Raw genomic sequence first — 19,025 nt, 5'->3', positions numbered from 1 at the left:
GTCTTCCTCCTACGTCACATCCCGGCGCCAGCCACAGTTCCCTGCGCGGTCACGCAGCGCATCGACAGGAGAGTCCCTCGTGCCGAAGTCACGTATCCGCAAGAAGGCCGACTTCACGCCTACGCCTGCCAAGCAGGCCACCAACATCAAGCTGACGAACCACAGCTGGGTGGCCCCCGTCATGCTGGCGTTGTTCGCCATCGGGCTGGTGTGGATCGTCGTCTTCTACGTCACCGACGGCTCGATGCCGATCGAGGCGATCCGCAATTGGAACATCGTGGTGGGCTTCGGCTTCATCGCGGCGGGCTTCGGCGTCTCCACGCAGTGGAAGTAGCGACGTAGCGAAGCAGCGGGGCAGCGCAACAGCCCGCGATTTATCGGCTGGACCGGCGGCTCGTCAAGCTCTCCCCTGAACTTATCCACAGCGTTGTACACAGCACTGGATAACTTACGAAGATCTGTGGATAACTCGGACGAGGTTGACGCCGGTATGACCGCTTTGTGAGCGCGATCACCTGCCGTGGAACGCACTGCACCCCTCGCCTCCCTGGAGAAACACCAGGTCAGAGGCGAGGGGTGCAGTCTTTCCCCACAATGCGGGGACAAGCCGCCCCACGCTGTGGATAACTCTGGGGAAAGCTTGGAAAAGAGCTCGTCCACAGCCCCCTGCGCTCAGGTGAGCGCAGCGGATCGGGCGAGTACCAGCCCCAGGTCGAGCAGGAGCAGCAGTCCACAGGCCCCGTACTGCACGAGGTCCCTGCGCGCCCTCGGCGCGTGCACCAGCGCGTACGTCACCAGGACGCCCGCGACGAGACCACCGACGTGGGCCTCCCAGGAGATCCCCGGACGGGTGAAGGTCATGAGCAGCGACAGCGCCACGAAGAGGACCACCGGCCGCATGTCGTGCCGCTTGCGCCGGGCCAGCACGAACCAGGCGCCGATCAGGCCGTAGACGACGCCGGAGGCGCCCAGCGAGGGCTGGTTCTGCGCGGCGACGAGATAGGCGAGCACGGAGCCGGAGAGTCCGGAGAGCACGCACAGGACCACGTACCGGATCCGGCCGAGCTCGGGCTCGACGATCCCGCCGATCACCCACAGGCCCAGCACGTTGAAGAGGATGTGCCAGACCTCCTGGTGGAGGACGGTCGACGTCAGCAGCCGGTACCACTCGCCGTCCGCGACCCCGACCACCTCGCCGAGGGCCGGCATGTAGGCGTAGCCGATGAGCACGAGCTCGTCGACGAGCCGGTCCCCGAACAGCAGCACCATCAGGTAGACCGCGAGGTTGATCCCGATCAGGATCTTGGTGACCAGACGGTCGTCGGCCGCCACCCGGCCGCCCGCGAGCGTCCGGGGCTGGTTGGCGTCGGCGGCGTGGCCGGTTCCCGAACCGTTGCGCACACAGTCCGGGCACTGGAAACCGACCGAGGCGGAGATCATGCACTGCGGGCAGATGGGCTTGTCGCAGCGGGCGCAGCGGATGCCGGTCTCGGCCTCCGGGTGGCGGTAGCAGCGGGGCAGGCCGGACTGCGGGTCCATGGGAGGTTCCTTCCCTTGCGTCCCTTCCGTCACTTCCGCCTCAGCGCTTCTCGATCACCACGGAGTCGATCACCACGTCCTGGAGGGGGCGCTCGGTGTGCGGGTCGGTCGCGACCGCCGCGATCGCGTCCACGACCTTCCGGCTCTCCTGGCCCGCGACCTCGCCGAAGATGGTGTGCTTGCGGTTCAGCCAGGTCGCGGCGCCGACCGTGACGAAGAACTGCGAGCCGTTGGTGCCCGGGCCGGCGTTGGCCATGGCCAGCAGGTACGGACGGTCGAAGAAGAGCTCCGGGTGGAACTCGTCGGCGAACTCGTACCCGGGTCCGCCCGTGCCGTTCCCCAGCGGGTCGCCGCCCTGGATCATGAAGCCCTTGATGACCCGGTGGAAGACCGTGCCGTCGTAGAGCGGATCCGAGGAGACCTTGCCGGTGGCGGGGTGCGTCCACTCACGCTCGCCGGAGGCGAGTTCGACGAAGTTGCGCACCGTCTTCGGGGCGTGGAACGGCATCAGCCGGACCTCGATCTCGCCCAGGCTGGTCTTGAGGATCGCGTACAGCTGCTCGGCCACGGTCGCCTTCCGTCCACGTCGTGTCGTATCGCGTCATGTCACGTCTGTCTCTGGCGTGACCGATCCTCGCATGCCCTGGATCACCGCCCCACATGCCCTGGATCACCACCGCACATGCTCCGGATCACCGTCTCGCATGCTCCGGATCACCGTCTCGCATGCTCCGGATCACCGTCTCGCATGACCCCGGCTCACCGCTCCGCGCGTCCCTGCTCGCCGCTCCGCATGCCCCGGATGCCCGCCCCGCATGCCGGACCCCGATCCGACGGGCATGATTCCGAAAAGGATGGAAAGGTGAAAAACCGACATCGTCGCCACCGAGGAGGAGGAATCCCGTGACCCGCATGGACAGCGTGCGCGCCGCGTCAGATTCGGCGAAGGAGAGCGTCCTGCACGCCGCGGAAGTGGTGGCGCCGTACGCCGAAACGGCCAAGGACCAGGCCACGCACTACGCGCACGAGGCGCGGGTGCGGATCGCGCCGAAGGTCTCCAAGGCCACACGACAGGCCCGAGCACAGGCGCGTGCGCAATACGCCTCGTATGTCGCACCACACGTACCACCGCGGGTCGACGCGGCCGCGCACCGCGCGGCGGTCATGACCCGCTCGGCCGCCCGTCAGGCGACCGACTACACCGTTCCGCGTGTCGAGCACGCGGTCGCCGCGACCGGTCCCGTCCTTGAGGAGGCCGGGTCGCGTTCCACCGCCGCCTGGGCCGCGCTGCGCGGGCAGGTGACGCCGAGGGACATTCAGAAGATCGTGAGGAAGCACGAGCGGCGGGCCAGGGCCGGACGCCTCGCCAAGGGACTCGTGGTCCTCGGCTTGGTGGCCGGCGGCGTCTTCGCCGCCTGGAAGTGGTGGGACAAGCAGGCCAATCCCGACTGGCTGGTCGAGCCGCCCGCTCCTACCGAAGTAGGTGAGGGATCCACGCTGTCGTCCGCCGACGGCAGTAACGGATTCCTCGATCCGGAGGTGCAGTTCAAGGAGACCGAGGCCGAGATCGAGGCTGATGCCGAGATCGAGGCGGAGGCGGAGGCCGAAGCCGACGCCGAGGCCGCTGCCGATACGGAGCGCGACGAGCGTCGCTGACCGCTGCGGTCGGCCGGTCTGGAGGGTCTGGAGGGTCTGAAAGGTCTGGCGGGTCTGGAGCTGAAGGGTCTGGAGGAGGTCTGAGGGTCTTGCTCTGAGGATCTCGCGGTTCCACGGGCGCGGGGAGTACGCGTACGCATACGTCGGCTCCCCGCGTCCTACGCGCCCGCCGCCGTCGCCGTCGCGGCGAGCGCCGTCTCCGTCAGCGCGGCCGGGTCGCTCTCGGCCGCTCCACCCGCGTGGCGGTGGCGGACGGAGGGGGAGGAGCCGTGGGCCTCGGCGCCGATGCGCTGCTTGATGGTGGGCGGCAGGGAGCGGTCACCGGCGAGCGGCCACCGATGCGTCCGCTGTGCCGGTACGGAGACGAGGGCACGCTCCCCGGCGGCGGGGACCGCGGCGGCAGCGGCGGAGCCGATGGGCTCCTCGGGCTGCTGCACGGCGGGCTGCTGGGCCGCGGTGGCGGTGCTCGCCAGGCCGACGGAGGCGAGCAGGGCGAAGAGGACGGAGATGAAGGCGGTCCAGAACTGCTTGACCTTGGCGGTGGCCATGATCCCTCACTTTCGTGACGTTCTCGGATGGTTCATTTCGGGTTGCGCGCTTTACGTACTTTCCACATGATGTGGATGCGACCCGAGATTCCCGCGGAACGACGCCGCCGCCGCGCAGTTCTTCCGATGAACACCACCCGTACGGATCAGTGGCCACCTCCCGGCCCCGGCGCCTAGCTCACCGCCTTCTTCACCAGCTCGGCGATCCGCGCCTCGTCGGCGGCGGTCAGCTCCTTCAGGGCATAGGCGGACGGCCACATCGTGCCGTCGTCGAGGTTCGCCACGTCGTTGAAGCCGAAGGTCGCGTACCGCGCGTTGAACTTCTGCGCGCTCTGGAAGAAGCAGACGACCTTGCCGTCCTTGGCGTACGCGGGCATCCCGTACCAGAGCTTCGGCGCGAGCTCAGGGGCGCTCTCCTTCACCACGGCGTGGATGCGCTCGGCCATGTCCCGGTCCGAGTCCTCCATCTCGGCGATCTTCGCGACCACGGCCGCCTCGTCCTCCGCCGCCTTGTCGGCGCGCGATCCGCGGCGCGCGGACGCCTTCACCTCCTTGGCGCGCTCCTTCATCGCGCTCCGCTCCTCCGCCGTCCATTCCTCGGGCTTCGTCTCGGCCGCGGCGGTCTTCTTGGCGGGCTTCTGCGTGTTCGTCATGGCGGGCTTCCTTGCTCTCGTACGGAATACGGATGCGGGTACGGGTACGGGTACGGGTCTGGCTAGGGGTAACGGATGCGGCTACGGGCGGTACGCGCCGGCGATCTGCCGAGTCGTGGCGTTGAGCCGGTTGAACAGGTTGGTGACGCCGACCATGAGGATGATCGCGGCGAGTCGCTTCTCGTCGTAGTAGGTGGCGGCCGTGTCCCAGACTTCGTCGGTGACCGCGTCGGGCCGGTCCGCCAGCCGTGTCGCGGCCTCGGCGAGCCCGAGGGCCGCCCGCTCCGCCGCGGTGAAGTACGGGGCCTCGCGCCAGGCGGCGACCGCGGCCAGCCGCTCGTCGCTCACGCCGGCAGCACGGGCCGTTCTGGCGCCGCCGTCGACGCAGGCGGCGCAGCCGTTGATCTGGCTGACCCGCAGGTGGATCAGTTCCAGCGTCTGCCCGTCCACGCCGCCGGAGCGCACGGCGGCAAGGAGTTCCTGGACGGGCCGCGTCGCGGCGGGCAGTACGGCGACGGGGTTCCGCATACGGGACCGCAGTTCGCTCCGCACCTGTTCACCTCTTCCGGGTCGGTGCCCCGTTCCCTCGGGGCGTGACTCCATGACAGCCCGTTCCGCCCGCCGCGGCCATCGCGGTGGGACACCGTGGGACAGGTGAAACATCCTTGACCTGCGGTGAGTTGGCTCGGAAGACTTCGCCCCGCGCGGGACGGGATCACAGCACCACAGCGGGATACGACGACGACGGGGGACCCATGGACGCACGACCGGCCGACTCACACGCGAGAGCCGCGGGATCGAGAGCCTCGGACGCGAGGGCCGCGGAAGCCAGAACCTCGGACGCCAGAGCCGCGGAAGCCGACCCGCAGGAGGAGCTGGCCGCCCGGCTGCGCCTGCTCCACGAGCTGTCCGGGCTCGGCGTACGGGCCCTCGCGCGGGACACCGGCCTCAGCTCCTCGTCGCTCTCGCGCTACCTCAACGGCCGGACCGTGCCGCCCTGGCCCGCGGTCGTCGCCCTGTGCCGCCTGGTGAAGCGGGACCCCCGCCCCCTGCGGCCCCTGTGGGAGCGGACCTCGAACCCCCTGCCCGCGCCTCCGAAGAGCAGCCGGCAGATCCGGCCGCTGCCCCGCAACGACCTGCCGCGCGACGTGCCCGACTTCACGGGGCGCGAGGAGCGGCTCGCCGCCGTGTTCGCCGCCGTCGAGAGCCACCGGGCGGTCTCCGTCGACGGCATGGCGGGCGTGGGCAAGACCTGTCTCGCGGTCCACGCCGCGCACCGCCTCGCCGCCGATTTCCCGGACGCCCAGCTCTATGTGGACCTGCACGGCTTCACCGAGGGCCGGCCGCCGCTCGACCCCGACTCCGCGCTGCGGATGCTGCTGGCCGCGCTCGACGTCCCCTCCGAGAAGGTCCCGCGCGAGGGCGTCGAGGAGCTGGCCGCCTGCTGGCGGTCGGAGCTGGCGCGCCGCCGGGTCGTCGTGGTCCTCGACAACGCCGCCGACGCCGACCAGGTCCGCCCGCTGCTGCCCGGCGCCGGGCCGTCCGTCGCCCTGATCACGAGCCGCAACCGTCTCCTCGGCCTGGACGAGGTGCCTCCGGTCTCGCTCGACGTCCTGAGCCCTGCGGAGAGCGCGGAGCTGCTGGCCCGTGCCAGCGGCGACCCGGGCGGCCCCGACAGCAGGCTCGCGCGCGATCCGGAGTCCGCCGCCGAGGTGCTGCGGCTGTGCGGCCGGCTGCCGCTCGCCCTGCGGTTGGCCGCGGCGCGGCTGCGGCACCGCCCGGGCTGGACCGTGGGGATCCTCGTGGAGCGGATGTCGGAGGGCGCGAGCGAGGGTGCGAGCGAGTTCGACGCCGAGTTCGGTGCGGCGTTCGCCATGTCCGTACGGCAGCTGGACCGCGCCCGGGCCCGGCTGTTCCGGCTGCTCGGCCTGCTGCCGGGGGAATCGTTCGACGCGTACGTGGTGGCGGCGCTCGCGGACCTGCCGCTGCGCGAGGCGCGGGCGTCCCTCGAGGACCTGGTGAACGCGCACCTCGTCCAGGAGCCGACGCCGGGCCGCTACCGGCTGCACGACCTGGTGCACCAGCACGCGCGCCGGGCCGTGGCGGAGCAGGACGCGGCGCGCGAGCGGGAGCGGGCCCTGCACCGCGTACTGGACTACTACGTCCACGCGACGGCGGCGGCCGACGCCGCCATGCCGTACCTGGCGCCCGGCCGCCCTGCCTCCGCCGGCGCGCCGCCGGCCGCGCTGCCCCGGTTCGCGGACAAGAACGCGGCCTTCAGCTGGCTCGTGTCGGAGTACGGGAACCTCCTGGCCGCCTTCGAGACGGCCGCCGCCGTCGGCGCCGACACGCACGTCTGCGAGCTGCCGCGCTTCCTGCGGGCGTACTTCGCCCGCCGCTGCGGCACCTCCCACCTCAACTACCTCTTCGAGCGGTCGCTCGCCGCCGCCGAGCGCCTGGGGGATCCGCTGCAACTGGCCGAGGCGCACAGCGACCTGGGCTTCGCGCGCTACAACGCGGGCCGGATGCCGGAGGCCACCGCCTCGTACGAGGCGGCCGGAGTCCACGCGGCCCGCGCGGGGGACACCCGGGCGGAGGCCGAACTGGCCCTGCGCCGCGGCTACCTGAGCTGGGACGCGGGACACGTCGAGGAGCCGCTCGACCTCTTCCGGCTGGCGGGGAAGCTGTACGAGCAGGCAGGCAGCCCGACGGGAACGGCGCACGCGGCCGCGTCGGAGGCCTGGGCGATGCTCCAGCTGGGCCACCGGGAAGAGGCGGCGCTGCGGGCCCGGGAGGTGCTGGGCACCCCCCACACGGACCCCGCCTGGCCGCCCGCGCTGACCGCCCGGATCACCCTCGGTATGGCCGTCGCGCCCGAGCGGCCCGAGGAGGCGGTGGAGCACCTGGGGCGGGCGCTGGCGGTTGCCCGTGACGACGGGCACCTCCACAACCAGGCGTGGTGCCTCAACTGCCGGGGCGTCGCACTGCGGCAGATGGGGCGGTACGAGGAGGCCCTGGCCAGCCACCGGGAGGCGTTCGCGCTGCTCGACGAGGTCTTCGAGGAGCACTGGAAGATCCACTTCCTGGACGGTTACGCCGAGACCTGCCGGCTCGCGGGCCGCCCCGACGAGGCCCTGCGGCTGCACCGCCAGGCCCTGGAGCTGGCCCGGAGGCTGGGCAACCGGCACGCGGAGGCGCTGGCCCACGAGGGGATCGCGCTGCTGCGGGAGCTCGCTCCCGACGCGCACTGACCGACACCGACACCGACCCAGAAGACGGAAGAGAAAGAAGGCAACCGCGTTGGGAAGCACCCCGACACCACCATTCTGAATCGATCGCTCCAAAACCTGCTACGGTCCCACCTGACGAAGGGTCGACGAAGCGCCGACGAAGGCACGGCGAAGGAACAGAAGGGGCAGCAGCCATGACACCGTCCTCCTCTCCGCCCCTCACCCGCGTCCGCGTCACGGCGGACCCCGACTGGTACGAGGAGGCCGGCATCTCCCTCGGCATCCGCGTCGGCGGCCTGGTCTTCACCTCCGGACAAGCCCCGATCGACGCGCACGGAACCACCGTCGGCCCCGGCGACTTCGCGGCGCAGGCCACCCAGGCCCTGGCCAACGTGTCCACCGTCCTGGCCAACGCCGGGTCCGGCCTCGACCGGCTGGTGAAGCTCACCGTCTTCGTCACGGACCTCTCCGGCCCCCACCAGGAGGCCTTCGCCGCCCTCCGCGCGAAGCACTACGCCGCGCCCTTCCCCGCGGAGACCTTCGTCCAGGTCGCCGCGCTGGCGGACCCCGCCTGGCTGATCGAGATCGAAGCGGTCGCCACCGCGGCCTGACTCCGGGGGCCGACGTCTTAGGGTGGGAGCATGGCCAGGCCGCGAGAGTTCGACGAGGAGCGTGTCGTGACCGCGGCCATGGAGACGTTCTGGCGGCACGGCTACGAGGGCACCTCGACCCGCGATCTCTGCGACAGCACGGGCCTCGGTCCTTCGAGCCTCTACAACGCCTTCGGCGGCAAGCGCCCGCTCTACCTCCGCGCCCTCGACCGCTACTACGAGACCAGCACCGCCGAACAGGTCGCCCTGCTCCAGGGCCCCGGCCCCGTCAAGAACCGCCTGCGCGCGATGATGCTCCACGCCGTCGACGCGGACCTCGACGAGGCCGACGGCCGCGGCTGCTTCGCGATCAATGCCGCCGTCGAGGCCTCCGGCCCCGACCAGGACGTCAGGGACGCCGTACAGCGCAGCTTCGACCGGGTCGAGAACGAGCTGTACGCGATCCTCACCGCCGGCCGCCACAGCGGCGAGATCCGCTCCACCGGCGACCTCCGCGCCCTCGCCCGCCGCGTCCAGAGCACGTACTACGGACTGCGCGTGCTCGGCCGCGTCCAGCGAAACCGCCAGGCCCTGCTGGACACCGTGGACAGCACCCTCGCCGACCTCTAGACGCCGCCCTGGGCCTTCTCGCGGAACGCCTCCTCAGCCACCCGCCGGGGGGCAGTCCGAGAGCGAGTCGCTCCAGCTGCCGCACCATCGCGCCCATGCTCCTGGGGTTCCTCCTCGACGCGGGGCGGTGGCAGCTGTGGACCGTCCTCGCGCTGATGGTCCTGACGGGCGCGGCGATCCTCCTGTGCGCCGAACGCTCACTGCCACCGCACGCCGTCGACCCCACCGGAAACGGGCACAAAAAAGCACCCCCTTGATCGCGTTTCCGCAGATCAAGGGGGTGCATCCAGGTGGAGCCTAGGGGAGTCGAACCCCTGACATCTGCCATGCAAAGACAGCGCTCTACCAACTGAGCTAAGGCCCCGGAACGAGAACAGCGTACCGGGTCTCCCCCCATGTCCGGCAAAAGGATAGGGACTCCCGGTCCACGACCACTCTCCGTAAGATGCTGATCGAGGTTCGCAGTGGCGAACCTAAGGGATGGGGAGAAGTAATGGACGCAGCGCAGCAGGAAGCCACGGCAAGAGCCAGAGAGCTTCAGCGCAGTTGGTACGGGGAGCCGTTGGGGGCGCTCTTCCGTCGGCTGATCGATGATCTCGGGCTCAATCAGGCCAGGCTCGCGGCCGTGCTCGGGCTGTCCGCGCCCATGCTGTCCCAGCTGATGAGCGGCCAGCGGGCGAAGATCGGCAACCCGGCCGTCGTCCAGCGCGTCCAGGCTCTCCAGGAGCTCGCCGTCCAGGTCGCCGACGGCAGCGTCAGCGCCGCCGAGGCCACCGACCGGATGGACGAGGTCAAGAAGTCGCAGGGCGGCTCCGTCCTCACCAGCACGGCGCAGACCGCCACCGGCTCCGGCGCACCGACCGTGCGCCGCGTGGTCCGCGAGATCCAGTCCCTGCTGCGGTCCGTGGCGGCCGCGGGCGACATCATCGACGCGGCCGACTCCCTCGCCCCGGCGCACCCGGAACTGGCAGAGTTCCTCCGGGTGTACGGCGCGGGGCGCACCGCGGACGCGGTCGCGCACTACGAGTCGCACCAGAACTGACGCGGGACCGGCGGTCGGCCGGTACCGGGGAGACACGACACGACGGGGAGCGGGCGCAGCGCGATGGGTGAGGTCTTCGCTGGTCGGTACGAGCTGATCGACCCGATCGGACGGGGCGGGGCGGGCGCGGTGTGGCGCGCCTGGGACCACCGGCGGCGCCGGTACGTGGCGGCCAAGGTGCTCCAGCAGAGCGACGCCCACACGCTGCTCCGCTTCGTCCGCGAGCAGGCGATGCGGATCGACCATCCGCACGTCCTCGCCCCGGCCAGCTGGGCCGCCGACGACGACAAGGTCCTCTTCACCATGGACCTGGTCGCCGGCGGCTCGCTGGCGCACGTCGTCGGGGACTACGGCCCGCTGCCGCCGCGCTTCGTCTGCGCCCTGCTCGACCAGCTCCTCTCGGGTCTGGCCACGGTGCACGCCGAGGGTGTCGTCCACCGGGACATCAAGCCCGCCAACATCCTTCTGGACGTCACCGGAACCGGGCGGCCGCACCTGCGGCTGTCCGATTTCGGCATCTCCATGCGCAAGGGTGAGCCCCGGCTCACGGAGACCAACTACGTGGTGGGCACGCCCGGTTACTTCGCGCCCGAGCAACTCTTGGGTGCCGAGCCGGACTTCACCGCCGACCTGTTCGCCGTCGGCCTGGTCGCGCTCTATCTGCTCCAGGGCCGCAGCCCGGACTCCCAGGCCCTCGTCAGCCACTTCCTCACGTACGGCACTCCGAGCGCCCCCGAGGGCATTCCGGAACCGCTGTGGCAGGTGCTCGCCGGGCTGCTCCAGCCCGATCCGCAGGCCCGCTTCCGGACGGCCACGGGCGCGCGCAAGGCGCTGGACGCCGCCGCCGAGATGCTGCCCGAGCCGCGTCCCGACGAGCCGCCGGTCGAGATCTTCGACCAGATCGGCCCGCTGCCCGCCGGCTTCGGCCCCCTGGGCCCGACGAGCGCCGCGGGTCCCGGCGGACCAACGGCCGGCCCTCACGGCGCCGTCACCGTCACCGACGCCGTACCGACGCCGCCCAGCGTGCCGCCGACCGGGCCCACCGCGCCCGTACCGCCCCAGCAGCATCCCGCACAGCCCCAGCACCAGCCCCAGTACCAGCAGCCCGTGTCGGCGGCGGCCCCGGCGCACGCGCCGATGCCGAACCCCTCCGAGACGGGCAGCTTCCACCTGCCCCCGCCGGTCACGCATCCGACCCCCTCCTTCGACCAGGCCCCCACGGCCGGGGCGCCGTACGGACAGGCCCCTACTCATCCATACACCGCTCACCCCGTTCAGGTTCCCGATCAGCACACGGCACCGGCGCACCGCGCGGAACCCGCGCCCCCGGCCCCCGTACGCCGACCGGGACCGCCCCCGAAGGTGACGGTCCCGGTCCTGCTGCTCGCCCTGGCCTGCCTCGCGGTCGGCTTCTGGGCCCTCACCCAGACCTGAGGCCGCCCCTGAGCCGCCCGCGAACCGGCCCCCTGAGCCGCCACTGAGCCGCCACTGAGCCGCTGAGAGCCGCCAAGGGACTCAAGGGGCCTACCGCGGCTCTACAACCGCACAACCCGCCCTACGCCCGCTACGCCGCCCGTCGCCGCGCCATCAGCGTCCACGCGCCCAGCCCGAGCAGCAGCACGCTCCCGGTGCCGATCCCGGCCACCGCGACGAGCCGCATGGCTCCGTTCTCCTCGGCCGCCGCCGCTCCGCTCGCGCCGTTCGCCGCCGCCTCCTTGTCGTCGGCGGTCACCGCGAACGGACCCGGGTCCCCGTCGTACCCCGGCCCGGACTTCGCGTTCCCCGTGACGGTCACGCGCAGCGTCAGCGGCACGGGCTTGTCCCCGTACTCCTCGGCGATCGCCGGGCTGAGCGTGGCCGACAGGTAGTACCAGCCGGCGAACCGCATGCCGTTCGTGGCGTCGTTGTACGAGCTGCGGTTCTCGTGCGCGACCGGCCGCTGCGGGTCGAGCGCCAGCGTCGCGGGCTTCCCGTCGTAGCTTCCGGTGTTCTCGTCGACGTGGCCGAGCGCCGGATTGTCGAGGGAGAGCACCAGCGCGTTCCCGACGTACTCGTTCCCGGCGGCGCTGCTGCCGAGCTCCGCGGTGGCGAAGAGCTGCTGCCCCCAGTCGACGGGCACCCGGAAGAAGAGCGTCTGCCCGGGCCGGATGTCGGACCGCCACTCGCCCTGTGTCAGCGAGACGGCATCGTGGAAACCGGCGCCGCCCTGCCGCTTCTGCGGACCGCCCGTCGGCGGCGGGGGCGTGGCGGAGGACCAGGCCTCGGGGAGCTCGGTCGGGCCGGCCTTCTTCAGGCCCGGCTCGGACAGGTGCCGGATCTCCAGCTCCCAGTCGTCCGGGGCCGAGGTCGCCTTCGACGTGCGCTCGACGAGCACGTAGAAGGCGCCCGCCTTCTGGCAGGTGGAACTGTCCGGGTCGACGATGCGGCGGGCGTACCCGGCGAGCGGCCGTGCGTACTCGGCCGAGGAGAACGACACCTGCTGGTAGCCGCAGTCGGTGCCGGAGCCGTCCTGCATGCTCACCTTGAAGCCGTCGCCGTACTCGACCTTGCCCCCGGGCTTCGGCACGGCGACCACGGAGACATAGCTGTTGAGCTTGTCGTCGAGGTCGACGCGGTAGTAGACCTTGCCGTCCTTCTTGAGCGTGTCCCGGTAGGTCTGCCCGGTCTTCAGCTGCTCCGCGTCCGAGCTCGAAGCGGCGCCCTTGACCCGCTGGGCCGCGCCGTCGAAGGCGTACGGCGGGAGCGCGCCCCCGTCGGCCGCCCGTGCCTGGCCCGGCAGCGCCGTCACCGCGCCCACTGCCGCGACCGTCGCGATCAGGGCCCCCGCTCTCCGGCCGATGCGTCCGATGCCGGCCTGCGTCTTCACGCGCCTCTCCCCTTTACTCAAGCAAGCAAATTGTTCGCTCAGGCAAAGCAAAGCCCCGGCCCGCTCACGCGCGGCCGGGGCTCCACCCACAGACGGTTTTCGTCTCAGACACCCGAACCTGCGGGCACGGAGTCGGTCGCCTCCGTCCACAGATCCTGCTCGGCGCGATCCGCCTGGATCTGGCGGTACACGAGGAGCCCGCCGATGGCGGCCAGTGCGACCAGGAGAAGCTTCTTCACCGCGCGACCTCGTCTTTCGTTGACGTAGGAGACTTCTGACGCCCACTCTACACATCGACCGATACCGATCGGTGACCTGTGGGGACTTCAAACCTGCCACAAACAAATCGACCCGGACGGTTGAACCGTCCGGGTCGATCTGAACTGTGGGGCTAACAGGATTTGAACCTGTGGCCTCATCCTTATCAGGGATGCGCTCTAACCAACTGAGCTATAGCCCCGCCGCGCTTGCGGTGTGTGTCCCGCGCGCTGACTCCTGAAGATTAGCGCACGTGGGGGCCAGTCCCAAAATCCGTTCCCGGGTCGGCCCCACACGTCCTACTCGTCCTCGGCGAGCGTCAGCTCCACACCGCCGACGAAACCGGCCGACAGGTTGTAGATGAACGCGCCCAGCGTCGCCAGGGCGGTCATCAGGACCACGTCGATCACGGCGATCACCGAGGTGAACATCAGCACCCGCGGCAGCGAAAGGAACGACTGCAGGTCGAAGCCGTTGGACTCGTTCGAGCCCGTGGCCTCGCTGATCGTGCCGCCGACCGTCGAGAAGACGCCCATGGCGTCCATGACCATCCACAGCACCGCCGCGGCGACGACCGTGCAGATGCCCAGCGCGATGGAGAGCAGGAAGCTCACCTTCATCACCGACCACGGATCGGCCTTCGCCACCCGCAGCCGCGCCTTGCGCGTACGGGGCGTGGTGCGCGCCCCCGTACGCGGTCGGCGCACGGCACCGGCGCCCGTCTGGCCGCCCAGCGTCCCGCCTGCCGGACCGCCCGCCGGGCCGCCCGGCGCCGGAGCGCCGTACGCCTGCGGCGGGTGGTACGGGCCGCCCGGCTGCTGCGCACCCGCGCGCTCGCCGGGCAGAGGCCCGCTGTAGGTCTCGTACGAGGGCTGCTGCCCCCGGGTATCCGTCACCGCAACCCCCTGGGAGTCCGTGGCGGAGCCACGGGCGCCGTTCGCTCCAGCACCAGCAGAAGCTCCGGCGGCCGCCGATCCGGCGCCCGTGGCTCCACTCACGCTCTTACTCCTCGTGCTCCCCGGCCGAGGGCTCCGTGCCCTCGACTGCCTCGGCCTCGACCACTGCGGCCTCGGTCGCCTCGACGACGCCCTCGGCGTCGTCGTCGACATCTTCGTCGTCGCTGCCGGCCTCGGCGTTCCGTGCGATGCCGACGACGGCATCGCGCTTGCCCAGGTTGATCAGCTGGACGCCCATGGTGTCACGGCCGGTCTCCCTGACTTCGTTGACTCGCGTACGAATCACACCGCCGGACAGCGTGATGGCGAGGATCTCGTCCGTCTCCTCGACCACCAGCGCGCCCACGAGCGAGCCGCGGTCCTCCACGATCTTGGCGGCCTTGATGCCGAGGCCGCCACGGCCCTGGACGCGGTACTCGTCGACGGGGGTGCGCTTCGCGTACCCGCCGTCGGTCGCGGTGAAGACGAACGTACCGGGCCGGACGACATTCATCGAGAGCAGCTCGTCGTCCGCGCGGAAACTCATGCCCTTGACGCCCGACGTGGCGCGTCCCATCGGGCGAAGAGCGTCGTCCGTGGCCGTGAAGCGGATCGACTGCGCCTTCTTGCTGACGAGGAGCAGATCGTCCTCGGACGAGACCAGCTCGGCCCCGATCAGCTCGTCGTCGCCGCCGGCCTCGGTCTCCCGGAGGTTGATCGCGATGACACCGCCGGAGCGCGGCGAGTCGTAGTCCTTCAGCGCGGTCTTCTTGACCAGGCCGGCCTTGGTGGCGAGCACCAGGTACGGCGCGGCCGCGTAGTCGCGGATCGCCAGGATCTGGGCGATCTGCTCGTCCGGCTGGAAGGCGAGCAGGTTGGCCACGTGCTGGCCGCGCGCGTCCCGCCCGGCGTCCGGCAGCTCGTACGCCTTGGCCCGGTAGACCCGGCCCTTGTTGGTGAAGAAGAGCAGCCAGTGGTGGGTGGTGGAGACGAAGAAGTGGTCGACGATGTCGTCCTGCTTCAGCTTCGTCCCGCGCACGCCCTTGCCGCCGCGCTTCTGCGAGCGGTAGTCCTCGGTCTTCGTGCGCTTCACGTAGCCGCCGCGGGAGATCGTGACGACGATGTCCTCCTCGGCGATCAGGTCCTCGATGGACATGTCGCCGTCGAAGGGCACGAGCTTGGACCGGCGGTCGTCGCCGAACTTCTCGACGAGCGCGGCCAGCTCCTCGCTGACGATCGCGCGCTGGCGCTCCGGGGAGGCCAGGATCGCGTTGTACTCGTTGATCTTGGCCTGGAGCTCGTCGTGCTCGGCGACGATCTTCTGCCGCTCCAGGGCCGCGAGGCGGCGGAGCTGCATCTCCAGGATCGCGTTGGCCTGGATCTCGTCGATCTGGAGGAGGTCCATCAGGCCGCCGCGGGCGACCTCGACCGTGTCGCTGCGCCGGATGAGGGCGATGACCTCGTCGATCGCGTCGAGCGCCTTGAGCAGACCGCGCAGGATGTGGGCGCGCTCCTCGGCCTTCCGCAGCCGGAACTTCGTCCGGCGGACGATGACCTCGATCTGGTGCGTCACCCAGTGGCGGATGAACGCGTCGAGCGAGAGGGTGCGGGGCACGCCGTCGACGAGCGCCAGCATGTTCGCGCCGAAGTTCGTCTGCAGGTCGGTGTGCTTGTAGAGGTTGTTCAGCACGACCTTGGCGACGGCGTCGCGCTTGAGCACGATGACGAGGCGCTGACCGGTACGGGACGAGGTCTCGTCGCGGACGTCGGCGATGCCGCCGACCTTGCCGTCCTTCACGAGGTCGGCGATCTTCTGCGCGAGGTTGTCCGGGTTGGTCTGGTACGGAAGCTCCGTGACCACCAGGCACTGGCGGTTCTGGATCTCCTCGACCTCGACGACCGCGCGCATCGTGATCGAGCCACGGCCGGTGCGGTACGCCTCCTCGATGCCCTTGCGGCCGACGACGAGCGCGCCGGTCGGGAAGTCCGGGCCCTTGATCCGCTCGATGAGCGCGTCGAGGAGCTCCTCGTGACTGGCCTCGGGGTGCTCCAGCGCCCACTGCGCACCGGCCGCGACCTCGCGGAGGTTGTGCGGCGGGATGTTGGTCGCCATGCCCACCGCGATACCGGCGCTGCCGTTGATCAGCAGGTTCGGGAAGCGGGCCGGCAGGACCGTCGGCTCCTGGTTGCGGCCGTCGTAGTTGTCCTGGAAGTCGACGGTCTCCTCGTCGATGTCCCGGAGCATCTCCATCGACAGCGTCATGAGCTTGCACTCGGTGTACCGCATGGCGGCGGCCGGGTCGTTGCCCGGGGAACCGAAGTTGCCGTTGGAGTCGACCAGCGGCATGCGCATCGACCAGGGCTGGGCGAGGCGGACGAGCGCGTCGTAGATCGAGGAGTCACCGTGCGGGTGGTACGTACCCATGACGTCACCGACGACGCGGGCGCACTTGTAGAAGCCCTTCTCGGGCCGGTAGCCGCCGTCGTACATCGCGTACAGCACGCGACGGTGGACGGGCTTGAGGCCGTCCCGTACGTCGGGCAGCGCGCGGGACACGATGACGGACATCGCGTAGTCGAGGTACGAGCGCTGCATCTCGGTCTCGAGCCCGACGGGCTCGATCCGCAGCACAGGCTCCTGCTCTTCGGTGGTGCCGGGAGTGTTTTCGTCGGCCATTGCTGGTCGTCAGTCCTTTCGTACGGTCAGCTGAGACCGACTCAGATGTCGAGGAAGCGAACGTCCTTGGCGTTGCGCTGGATGAACGAGCGCCGTGCCTCGACGTCCTCGCCCATCAGCACCGAGAACAGGTCGTCGGCCTGGGCCGCGTCGTCCAGGGTGACCTGGCCGAGCACGCGGTGCTCGACGTCCATGGTCGTGACGCGCAGCTCCTCGGCGTTCATCTCGCCGAGGCCCTTGAAGCGCTGGATCGAGTCTTCCTTGATCCGCTTGCCGTTCTGCTTGCCCAGCACGACGAGCGCGTCCCGCTCGCGGTCCGAGTACGCGTACTCGAAGTCGTCCCGGCCCCACTTGATCTTGTAGAGCGGCGGGCGCGAGAGGTAGACGTGACCGGCCTCGACCAGCGGGCGCATGAAGCGGAAGAGGAAGGTCAGCAGCAGGGTGTTGATGTGCTGACCGTCGACGTCGGCGTCCGCCATCAGGATGATCTTGTGATAGCGGAGCTTCTCGATGTCGAAGTCCTCGTGCACACCGGTGCCGAAGGCCGAGATCAGCGCCTGGACCTCGGTGTTCTGCAGGATCTTGTCGATCCGGGCCTTCTCGACGTTCAGGATCTTGCCGCGGATCGGCAGGATGGCCTGGTACATCGGGTTACGGCCGGACTTGGCCGAGCCGCCGGCGGAGTCACCCTCGACGATGAAGATCTCGCACTTGACCGGGTCGTTCGACTGGCAGTCGGACAGCTTGCCCGGCAGCGACGCCGACTCCAGCAGGCCCTTGCGGCGGGTCAGGTCGCGCGCCTTGCGGGCGGCCACGCGCGCGGTGGCGGCCTGGATCGACTTGCGGACGATGTCCGCGGCCTCGACCGGGTTGCGGTCGAGCCAGTCGTTGAGGTGCTCGTAGACCGCCTTCTGGACGAAGGTCTTCGCCTCCGTGTTGCCCAGCTTGGTCTTGGTCTGGCCCTCGAACTGCGGCTCGCTCAGCTTGACCGAGATGATCGCCGTCAAGCCCTCGCGGATGTCGTCGCCCGTGAGGTTGTCGTCCTTCTCGCGGAGCAGCTTCTTGTCGCGCGCGTACTTGTTGATCAGCGAGGTCAGCGCCGCACGGAAGCCCTCCTCGTGCGTGCCGCCCTCGTGGGTGTGGATGATGTTGGCGAAGGAGTACACGCCCTCGCTGTAGCCGCTGTTCCACTGCATCGCGACCTCGAGGGACAGGGCCTTGTCCTTGTCCTCCGCCTCCAGGTCGATCACGGTGGGGTGGATCAGCTCGCCCTTGCGCGAGTTGAGGTACGTCACGAAGTCGACGATGCCGCCCTCGTAGTGGTACTTCACCGTGCGCGCGGTCGGCTCGGCGGCTTCCGCCTCCGGGTCGTCCGCACCGACCGTGGCCTTCGCCGACTCGCGCTCGTCCGTGAGCGTCAGGGTGAGGCCCTTGTTGAGGAAGGCCATCTCCTGGAAGCGGCGCGCGAGCGTCTCGAAGGAGTACTCGGTGGTCTCGAAGATGTCCGGGTCGGCCCAGAAGGTGACCGACGTGCCGGTCTCCTCGGTCGCCTCGTGCTGCACGAGGGGCGCGGTCGGGGCGCCCATCTTGTAGTCCTGCGTCCAGCGGTGACCGTCCGTCTTGATCTCGACGGCGATCTTGGTGGAAAGGGCGTTCACGACGGAGACACCGACACCGTGCAGACCGCCGGAGACGGCGTAGCCGCCGCCGCCGAACTTGCCGCCCGCGTGCAGCACGGTCAGCACGACCTCGACGGCCGGCTTGCCCTCGGAGGCCACGATGCCCACAGGGATGCCACGGCCGTTGTCGATGACGCGGACGCCACCGTCGGGCAGGATCGTCACGTCGATGGTGTCGGCATGGCCGGCCAGGGCTTCGTCGACCGAGTTGTCGACGACCTCCTGCACCATGTGGTGCAGACCGCGCTCACCGGTCGAGCCGATGTACATGCCAGGGCGCTTGCGCACCGCATCCAGGCCTTCAAGGACCTGGATGTTGCTGGCGGTGTACTGGTTGTTCTCGTTGGGGTTGCCGGAATCGGCCACGAAGCGCCCTTTCTGGCACAGCACAAGCCGTTCTCCGGGCATACGGGAGCGGCTGCGTCGTTCGACTTGTTCCGCAGGGTGGCGGGATTGTCTCCCAGTCTACCGGTAGCGCCGACACTCATGGGGGTTTGCCGGTCCCTGAGTCCGCATGTGCCGCCCTGAGCGGACCCGAGACGACTCCCCATATCCAGACAGGCCCCCCAGAGCCCTCTGACGGCCACCCAGCGCTTCGAGTGGTTGCGCGTTGTGGGGATCCGGTGGCCACGTTGTGGGCATGCGTTCCGGCTGGGGCTGGGGGTCCCCCTCTGGGGGGTGGGCACAACGCCACCCGCACGGCGCCCTCTTCCCGGACCCGC

The 19,025-nt window shown here is 70.2% G+C and carries 18 protein-coding genes and 2 tRNA genes; 8 read left to right on the top strand and 12 right to left on the bottom strand.

What is annotated here, in order from left to right:
- Positions 1-79 precede the first annotated feature (79 nt).
- A complete protein-coding gene (gene crgA, locus ACIBG6_RS18275) occupies positions 80-334 on the top strand; it encodes a cell division protein CrgA (RefSeq protein ID WP_317597154.1) in 255 nt (84 codons plus the stop codon).
- Between the two features lie 338 nt (positions 335-672).
- On the opposite strand, the gene ACIBG6_RS18270 is transcribed toward crgA, so the two are convergent.
- Both ACIBG6_RS18270 and ACIBG6_RS18265 read right to left on the bottom strand, forming a co-directional pair.
- Positions 673-1,539 carry a rhomboid family intramembrane serine protease gene (locus ACIBG6_RS18270; RefSeq protein WP_399223595.1) on the bottom strand — a complete coding sequence of 289 codons (867 nt, stop codon included), beginning with the start codon at positions 1,537-1,539 and terminating at the stop codon, positions 673-675.
- 40 nt (positions 1,540-1,579) lie between these two features.
- Complete coding sequence (locus tag ACIBG6_RS18265) at positions 1,580-2,107, bottom strand: peptidylprolyl isomerase (RefSeq protein ID WP_399223594.1); 528 nt, start codon at positions 2,105-2,107, stop codon at positions 1,580-1,582.
- Positions 2,108-2,442: 335 nt separating this feature from the next.
- Here ACIBG6_RS18265 and ACIBG6_RS18260 point away from each other — a divergent pair, with 335 nt between their 5' ends.
- The gene (locus ACIBG6_RS18260; protein ID WP_399223593.1) at positions 2,443-3,195 is read left to right on the top strand and encodes a DUF5324 family protein; all 753 of its coding nucleotides are present in this window, start codon (positions 2,443-2,445) and stop codon (positions 3,193-3,195) included.
- Between the two features lie 158 nt (positions 3,196-3,353).
- On the opposite strand, the gene ACIBG6_RS18255 is transcribed toward ACIBG6_RS18260, so the two are convergent.
- The 3 genes from ACIBG6_RS18255 to ACIBG6_RS18245 all read right to left on the bottom strand — a co-directional run bounded on the left by ACIBG6_RS18255 (position 3,354) and on the right by ACIBG6_RS18245 (position 4,936).
- Positions 3,354-3,743: a DUF6344 domain-containing protein gene (locus ACIBG6_RS18255; protein ID WP_399223591.1), complete on the bottom strand. Its 390-nt coding sequence runs from the start codon at positions 3,741-3,743 to the stop codon at positions 3,354-3,356.
- A 173-nt stretch (positions 3,744-3,916) separates the two neighbouring features.
- Positions 3,917-4,396 carry an iron chaperone gene (locus ACIBG6_RS18250; RefSeq protein ID WP_399223590.1) on the bottom strand — a complete coding sequence of 160 codons (480 nt, stop codon included), beginning with the start codon at positions 4,394-4,396 and terminating at the stop codon, positions 3,917-3,919.
- A gap of 81 nt (positions 4,397-4,477) precedes the next feature.
- A complete protein-coding gene (locus ACIBG6_RS18245) occupies positions 4,478-4,936 on the bottom strand; it encodes a carboxymuconolactone decarboxylase family protein (RefSeq protein ID WP_399224007.1) in 459 nt (152 codons plus the stop codon).
- A gap of 215 nt (positions 4,937-5,151) precedes the next feature.
- Here ACIBG6_RS18245 and ACIBG6_RS18240 point away from each other — a divergent pair, with 215 nt between their 5' ends.
- From ACIBG6_RS18240 to ACIBG6_RS18225, 4 genes are all read left to right on the top strand, one after another.
- Complete coding sequence (locus ACIBG6_RS18240; protein ID WP_399223589.1) at positions 5,152-7,647, top strand: ATP-binding protein; 2,496 nt, start codon at positions 5,152-5,154, stop codon at positions 7,645-7,647.
- Positions 7,648-7,820: 173 nt separating this feature from the next.
- Entirely contained in the window at positions 7,821-8,237 is a 417-nt protein-coding gene (locus tag ACIBG6_RS18235) for a RidA family protein (RefSeq protein ID WP_399223588.1), read from the top strand.
- A 30-nt stretch (positions 8,238-8,267) separates the two neighbouring features.
- Positions 8,268-8,846 (top strand): TetR/AcrR family transcriptional regulator, encoded by a 579-nt coding sequence (locus ACIBG6_RS18230; protein WP_399223587.1) that lies wholly within the window; start codon positions 8,268-8,270, stop codon positions 8,844-8,846.
- Between the two features lie 95 nt (positions 8,847-8,941).
- Complete coding sequence (locus tag ACIBG6_RS18225) at positions 8,942-9,103, top strand: hypothetical protein (protein ID WP_399223586.1); 162 nt, start codon at positions 8,942-8,944, stop codon at positions 9,101-9,103.
- A 34-nt stretch (positions 9,104-9,137) separates the two neighbouring features.
- Here the strand turns inward: ACIBG6_RS18225 and ACIBG6_RS18220 are convergent.
- Positions 9,138-9,210 (bottom strand) — tRNA-Ala (locus ACIBG6_RS18220).
- A gap of 129 nt (positions 9,211-9,339) precedes the next feature.
- Between ACIBG6_RS18220 and ACIBG6_RS18215 the strand changes: the two genes are divergently transcribed.
- Together ACIBG6_RS18215 and ACIBG6_RS18210 are read left to right on the top strand one after the other, a co-directional pair.
- A complete protein-coding gene (locus ACIBG6_RS18215) occupies positions 9,340-9,888 on the top strand; it encodes a DNA-binding protein (protein WP_150268275.1) in 549 nt (182 codons plus the stop codon).
- Positions 9,889-9,951: 63 nt separating this feature from the next.
- A complete protein-coding gene (locus tag ACIBG6_RS18210; RefSeq protein WP_399223585.1) occupies positions 9,952-11,322 on the top strand; it encodes a serine/threonine-protein kinase in 1,371 nt (456 codons plus the stop codon).
- Between the two features lie 130 nt (positions 11,323-11,452).
- Here the strand turns inward: ACIBG6_RS18210 and ACIBG6_RS18205 are convergent, their stop codons facing one another.
- The 6 genes from ACIBG6_RS18205 to gyrB form a co-directional block, all read right to left on the bottom strand.
- Complete coding sequence (locus ACIBG6_RS18205; protein ID WP_399223584.1) at positions 11,453-12,754, bottom strand: hypothetical protein; 1,302 nt, start codon at positions 12,752-12,754, stop codon at positions 11,453-11,455.
- Positions 12,755-12,858: 104 nt separating this feature from the next.
- A complete protein-coding gene (locus ACIBG6_RS18200; RefSeq protein WP_003958712.1) occupies positions 12,859-12,993 on the bottom strand; it encodes a DLW-39 family protein in 135 nt (44 codons plus the stop codon).
- A 147-nt stretch (positions 12,994-13,140) separates the two neighbouring features.
- Positions 13,141-13,214: transfer RNA gene (locus ACIBG6_RS18195), tRNA-Ile, on the bottom strand.
- Positions 13,215-13,311: 97 nt separating this feature from the next.
- The gene (locus ACIBG6_RS18190; RefSeq protein WP_399223583.1) at positions 13,312-13,908 is read right to left on the bottom strand and encodes a DUF3566 domain-containing protein; all 597 of its coding nucleotides are present in this window, start codon (positions 13,906-13,908) and stop codon (positions 13,312-13,314) included.
- A 106-nt stretch (positions 13,909-14,014) separates the two neighbouring features.
- On the bottom strand, positions 14,015-16,624 hold the full coding sequence (gene gyrA / locus ACIBG6_RS18185; protein WP_399223582.1) for a DNA gyrase subunit A: 2,610 nt from the start codon (positions 16,622-16,624) through the stop codon (positions 14,015-14,017).
- 41 nt (positions 16,625-16,665) lie between these two features.
- Positions 16,666-18,693, bottom strand: a complete 2,028-nt coding sequence (gyrB, locus tag ACIBG6_RS18180; protein ID WP_399223581.1) for a DNA topoisomerase (ATP-hydrolyzing) subunit B — start codon at positions 18,691-18,693, stop codon at positions 16,666-16,668.
- Positions 18,694-19,025 lie beyond the last annotated feature (332 nt).

The sequence above is a fragment of the Streptomyces sp. NPDC050842 genome (assembly GCF_044456565.1).
In the GTDB taxonomy this organism is placed as follows: Bacteria; Actinomycetota; Actinomycetes; order Streptomycetales; family Streptomycetaceae; genus Streptomyces.
The sequence above is the reverse complement of the archived record's forward strand: the minus strand, read 5'-3'. Positions and strand labels throughout refer to the sequence as shown.

What these genes read in the sequence shown, in the direction of transcription:
- ACIBG6_RS18240 (WP_399223589.1), top strand. Translation starts at nt 5,152, where the DNA reads ATGGACGCACGACCGGCCGACTCACACGCGAGAGCCGCGGGATCGAGA.
- ACIBG6_RS18235 (WP_399223588.1), top strand. Translation starts at nt 7,821, where the DNA reads ATGACACCGTCCTCCTCTCCGCCCCTCACCCGCGTCCGCGTCACGGCG.
- gyrA (WP_399223582.1), bottom strand. Translation starts at nt 16,624, where the DNA reads ATGGCCGACGAAAACACTCCCGGCACCACCGAAGAGCAGGAGCCTGTG.
- ACIBG6_RS18270 (WP_399223595.1), bottom strand. Translation starts at nt 1,539, where the DNA reads ATGGACCCGCAGTCCGGCCTGCCCCGCTGCTACCGCCACCCGGAGGCC.
- ACIBG6_RS18215 (WP_150268275.1), top strand. Translation starts at nt 9,340, where the DNA reads ATGGACGCAGCGCAGCAGGAAGCCACGGCAAGAGCCAGAGAGCTTCAG.
- ACIBG6_RS18250 (WP_399223590.1), bottom strand. Translation starts at nt 4,396, where the DNA reads ATGACGAACACGCAGAAGCCCGCCAAGAAGACCGCCGCGGCCGAGACG.
- ACIBG6_RS18225 (WP_399223586.1), top strand. Translation starts at nt 8,942, where the DNA reads ATGCTCCTGGGGTTCCTCCTCGACGCGGGGCGGTGGCAGCTGTGGACC.
- ACIBG6_RS18210 (WP_399223585.1), top strand. Translation starts at nt 9,952, where the DNA reads ATGGGTGAGGTCTTCGCTGGTCGGTACGAGCTGATCGACCCGATCGGA.
- ACIBG6_RS18255 (WP_399223591.1), bottom strand. Translation starts at nt 3,743, where the DNA reads ATGGCCACCGCCAAGGTCAAGCAGTTCTGGACCGCCTTCATCTCCGTC.
- ACIBG6_RS18230 (WP_399223587.1), top strand. Translation starts at nt 8,268, where the DNA reads ATGGCCAGGCCGCGAGAGTTCGACGAGGAGCGTGTCGTGACCGCGGCC.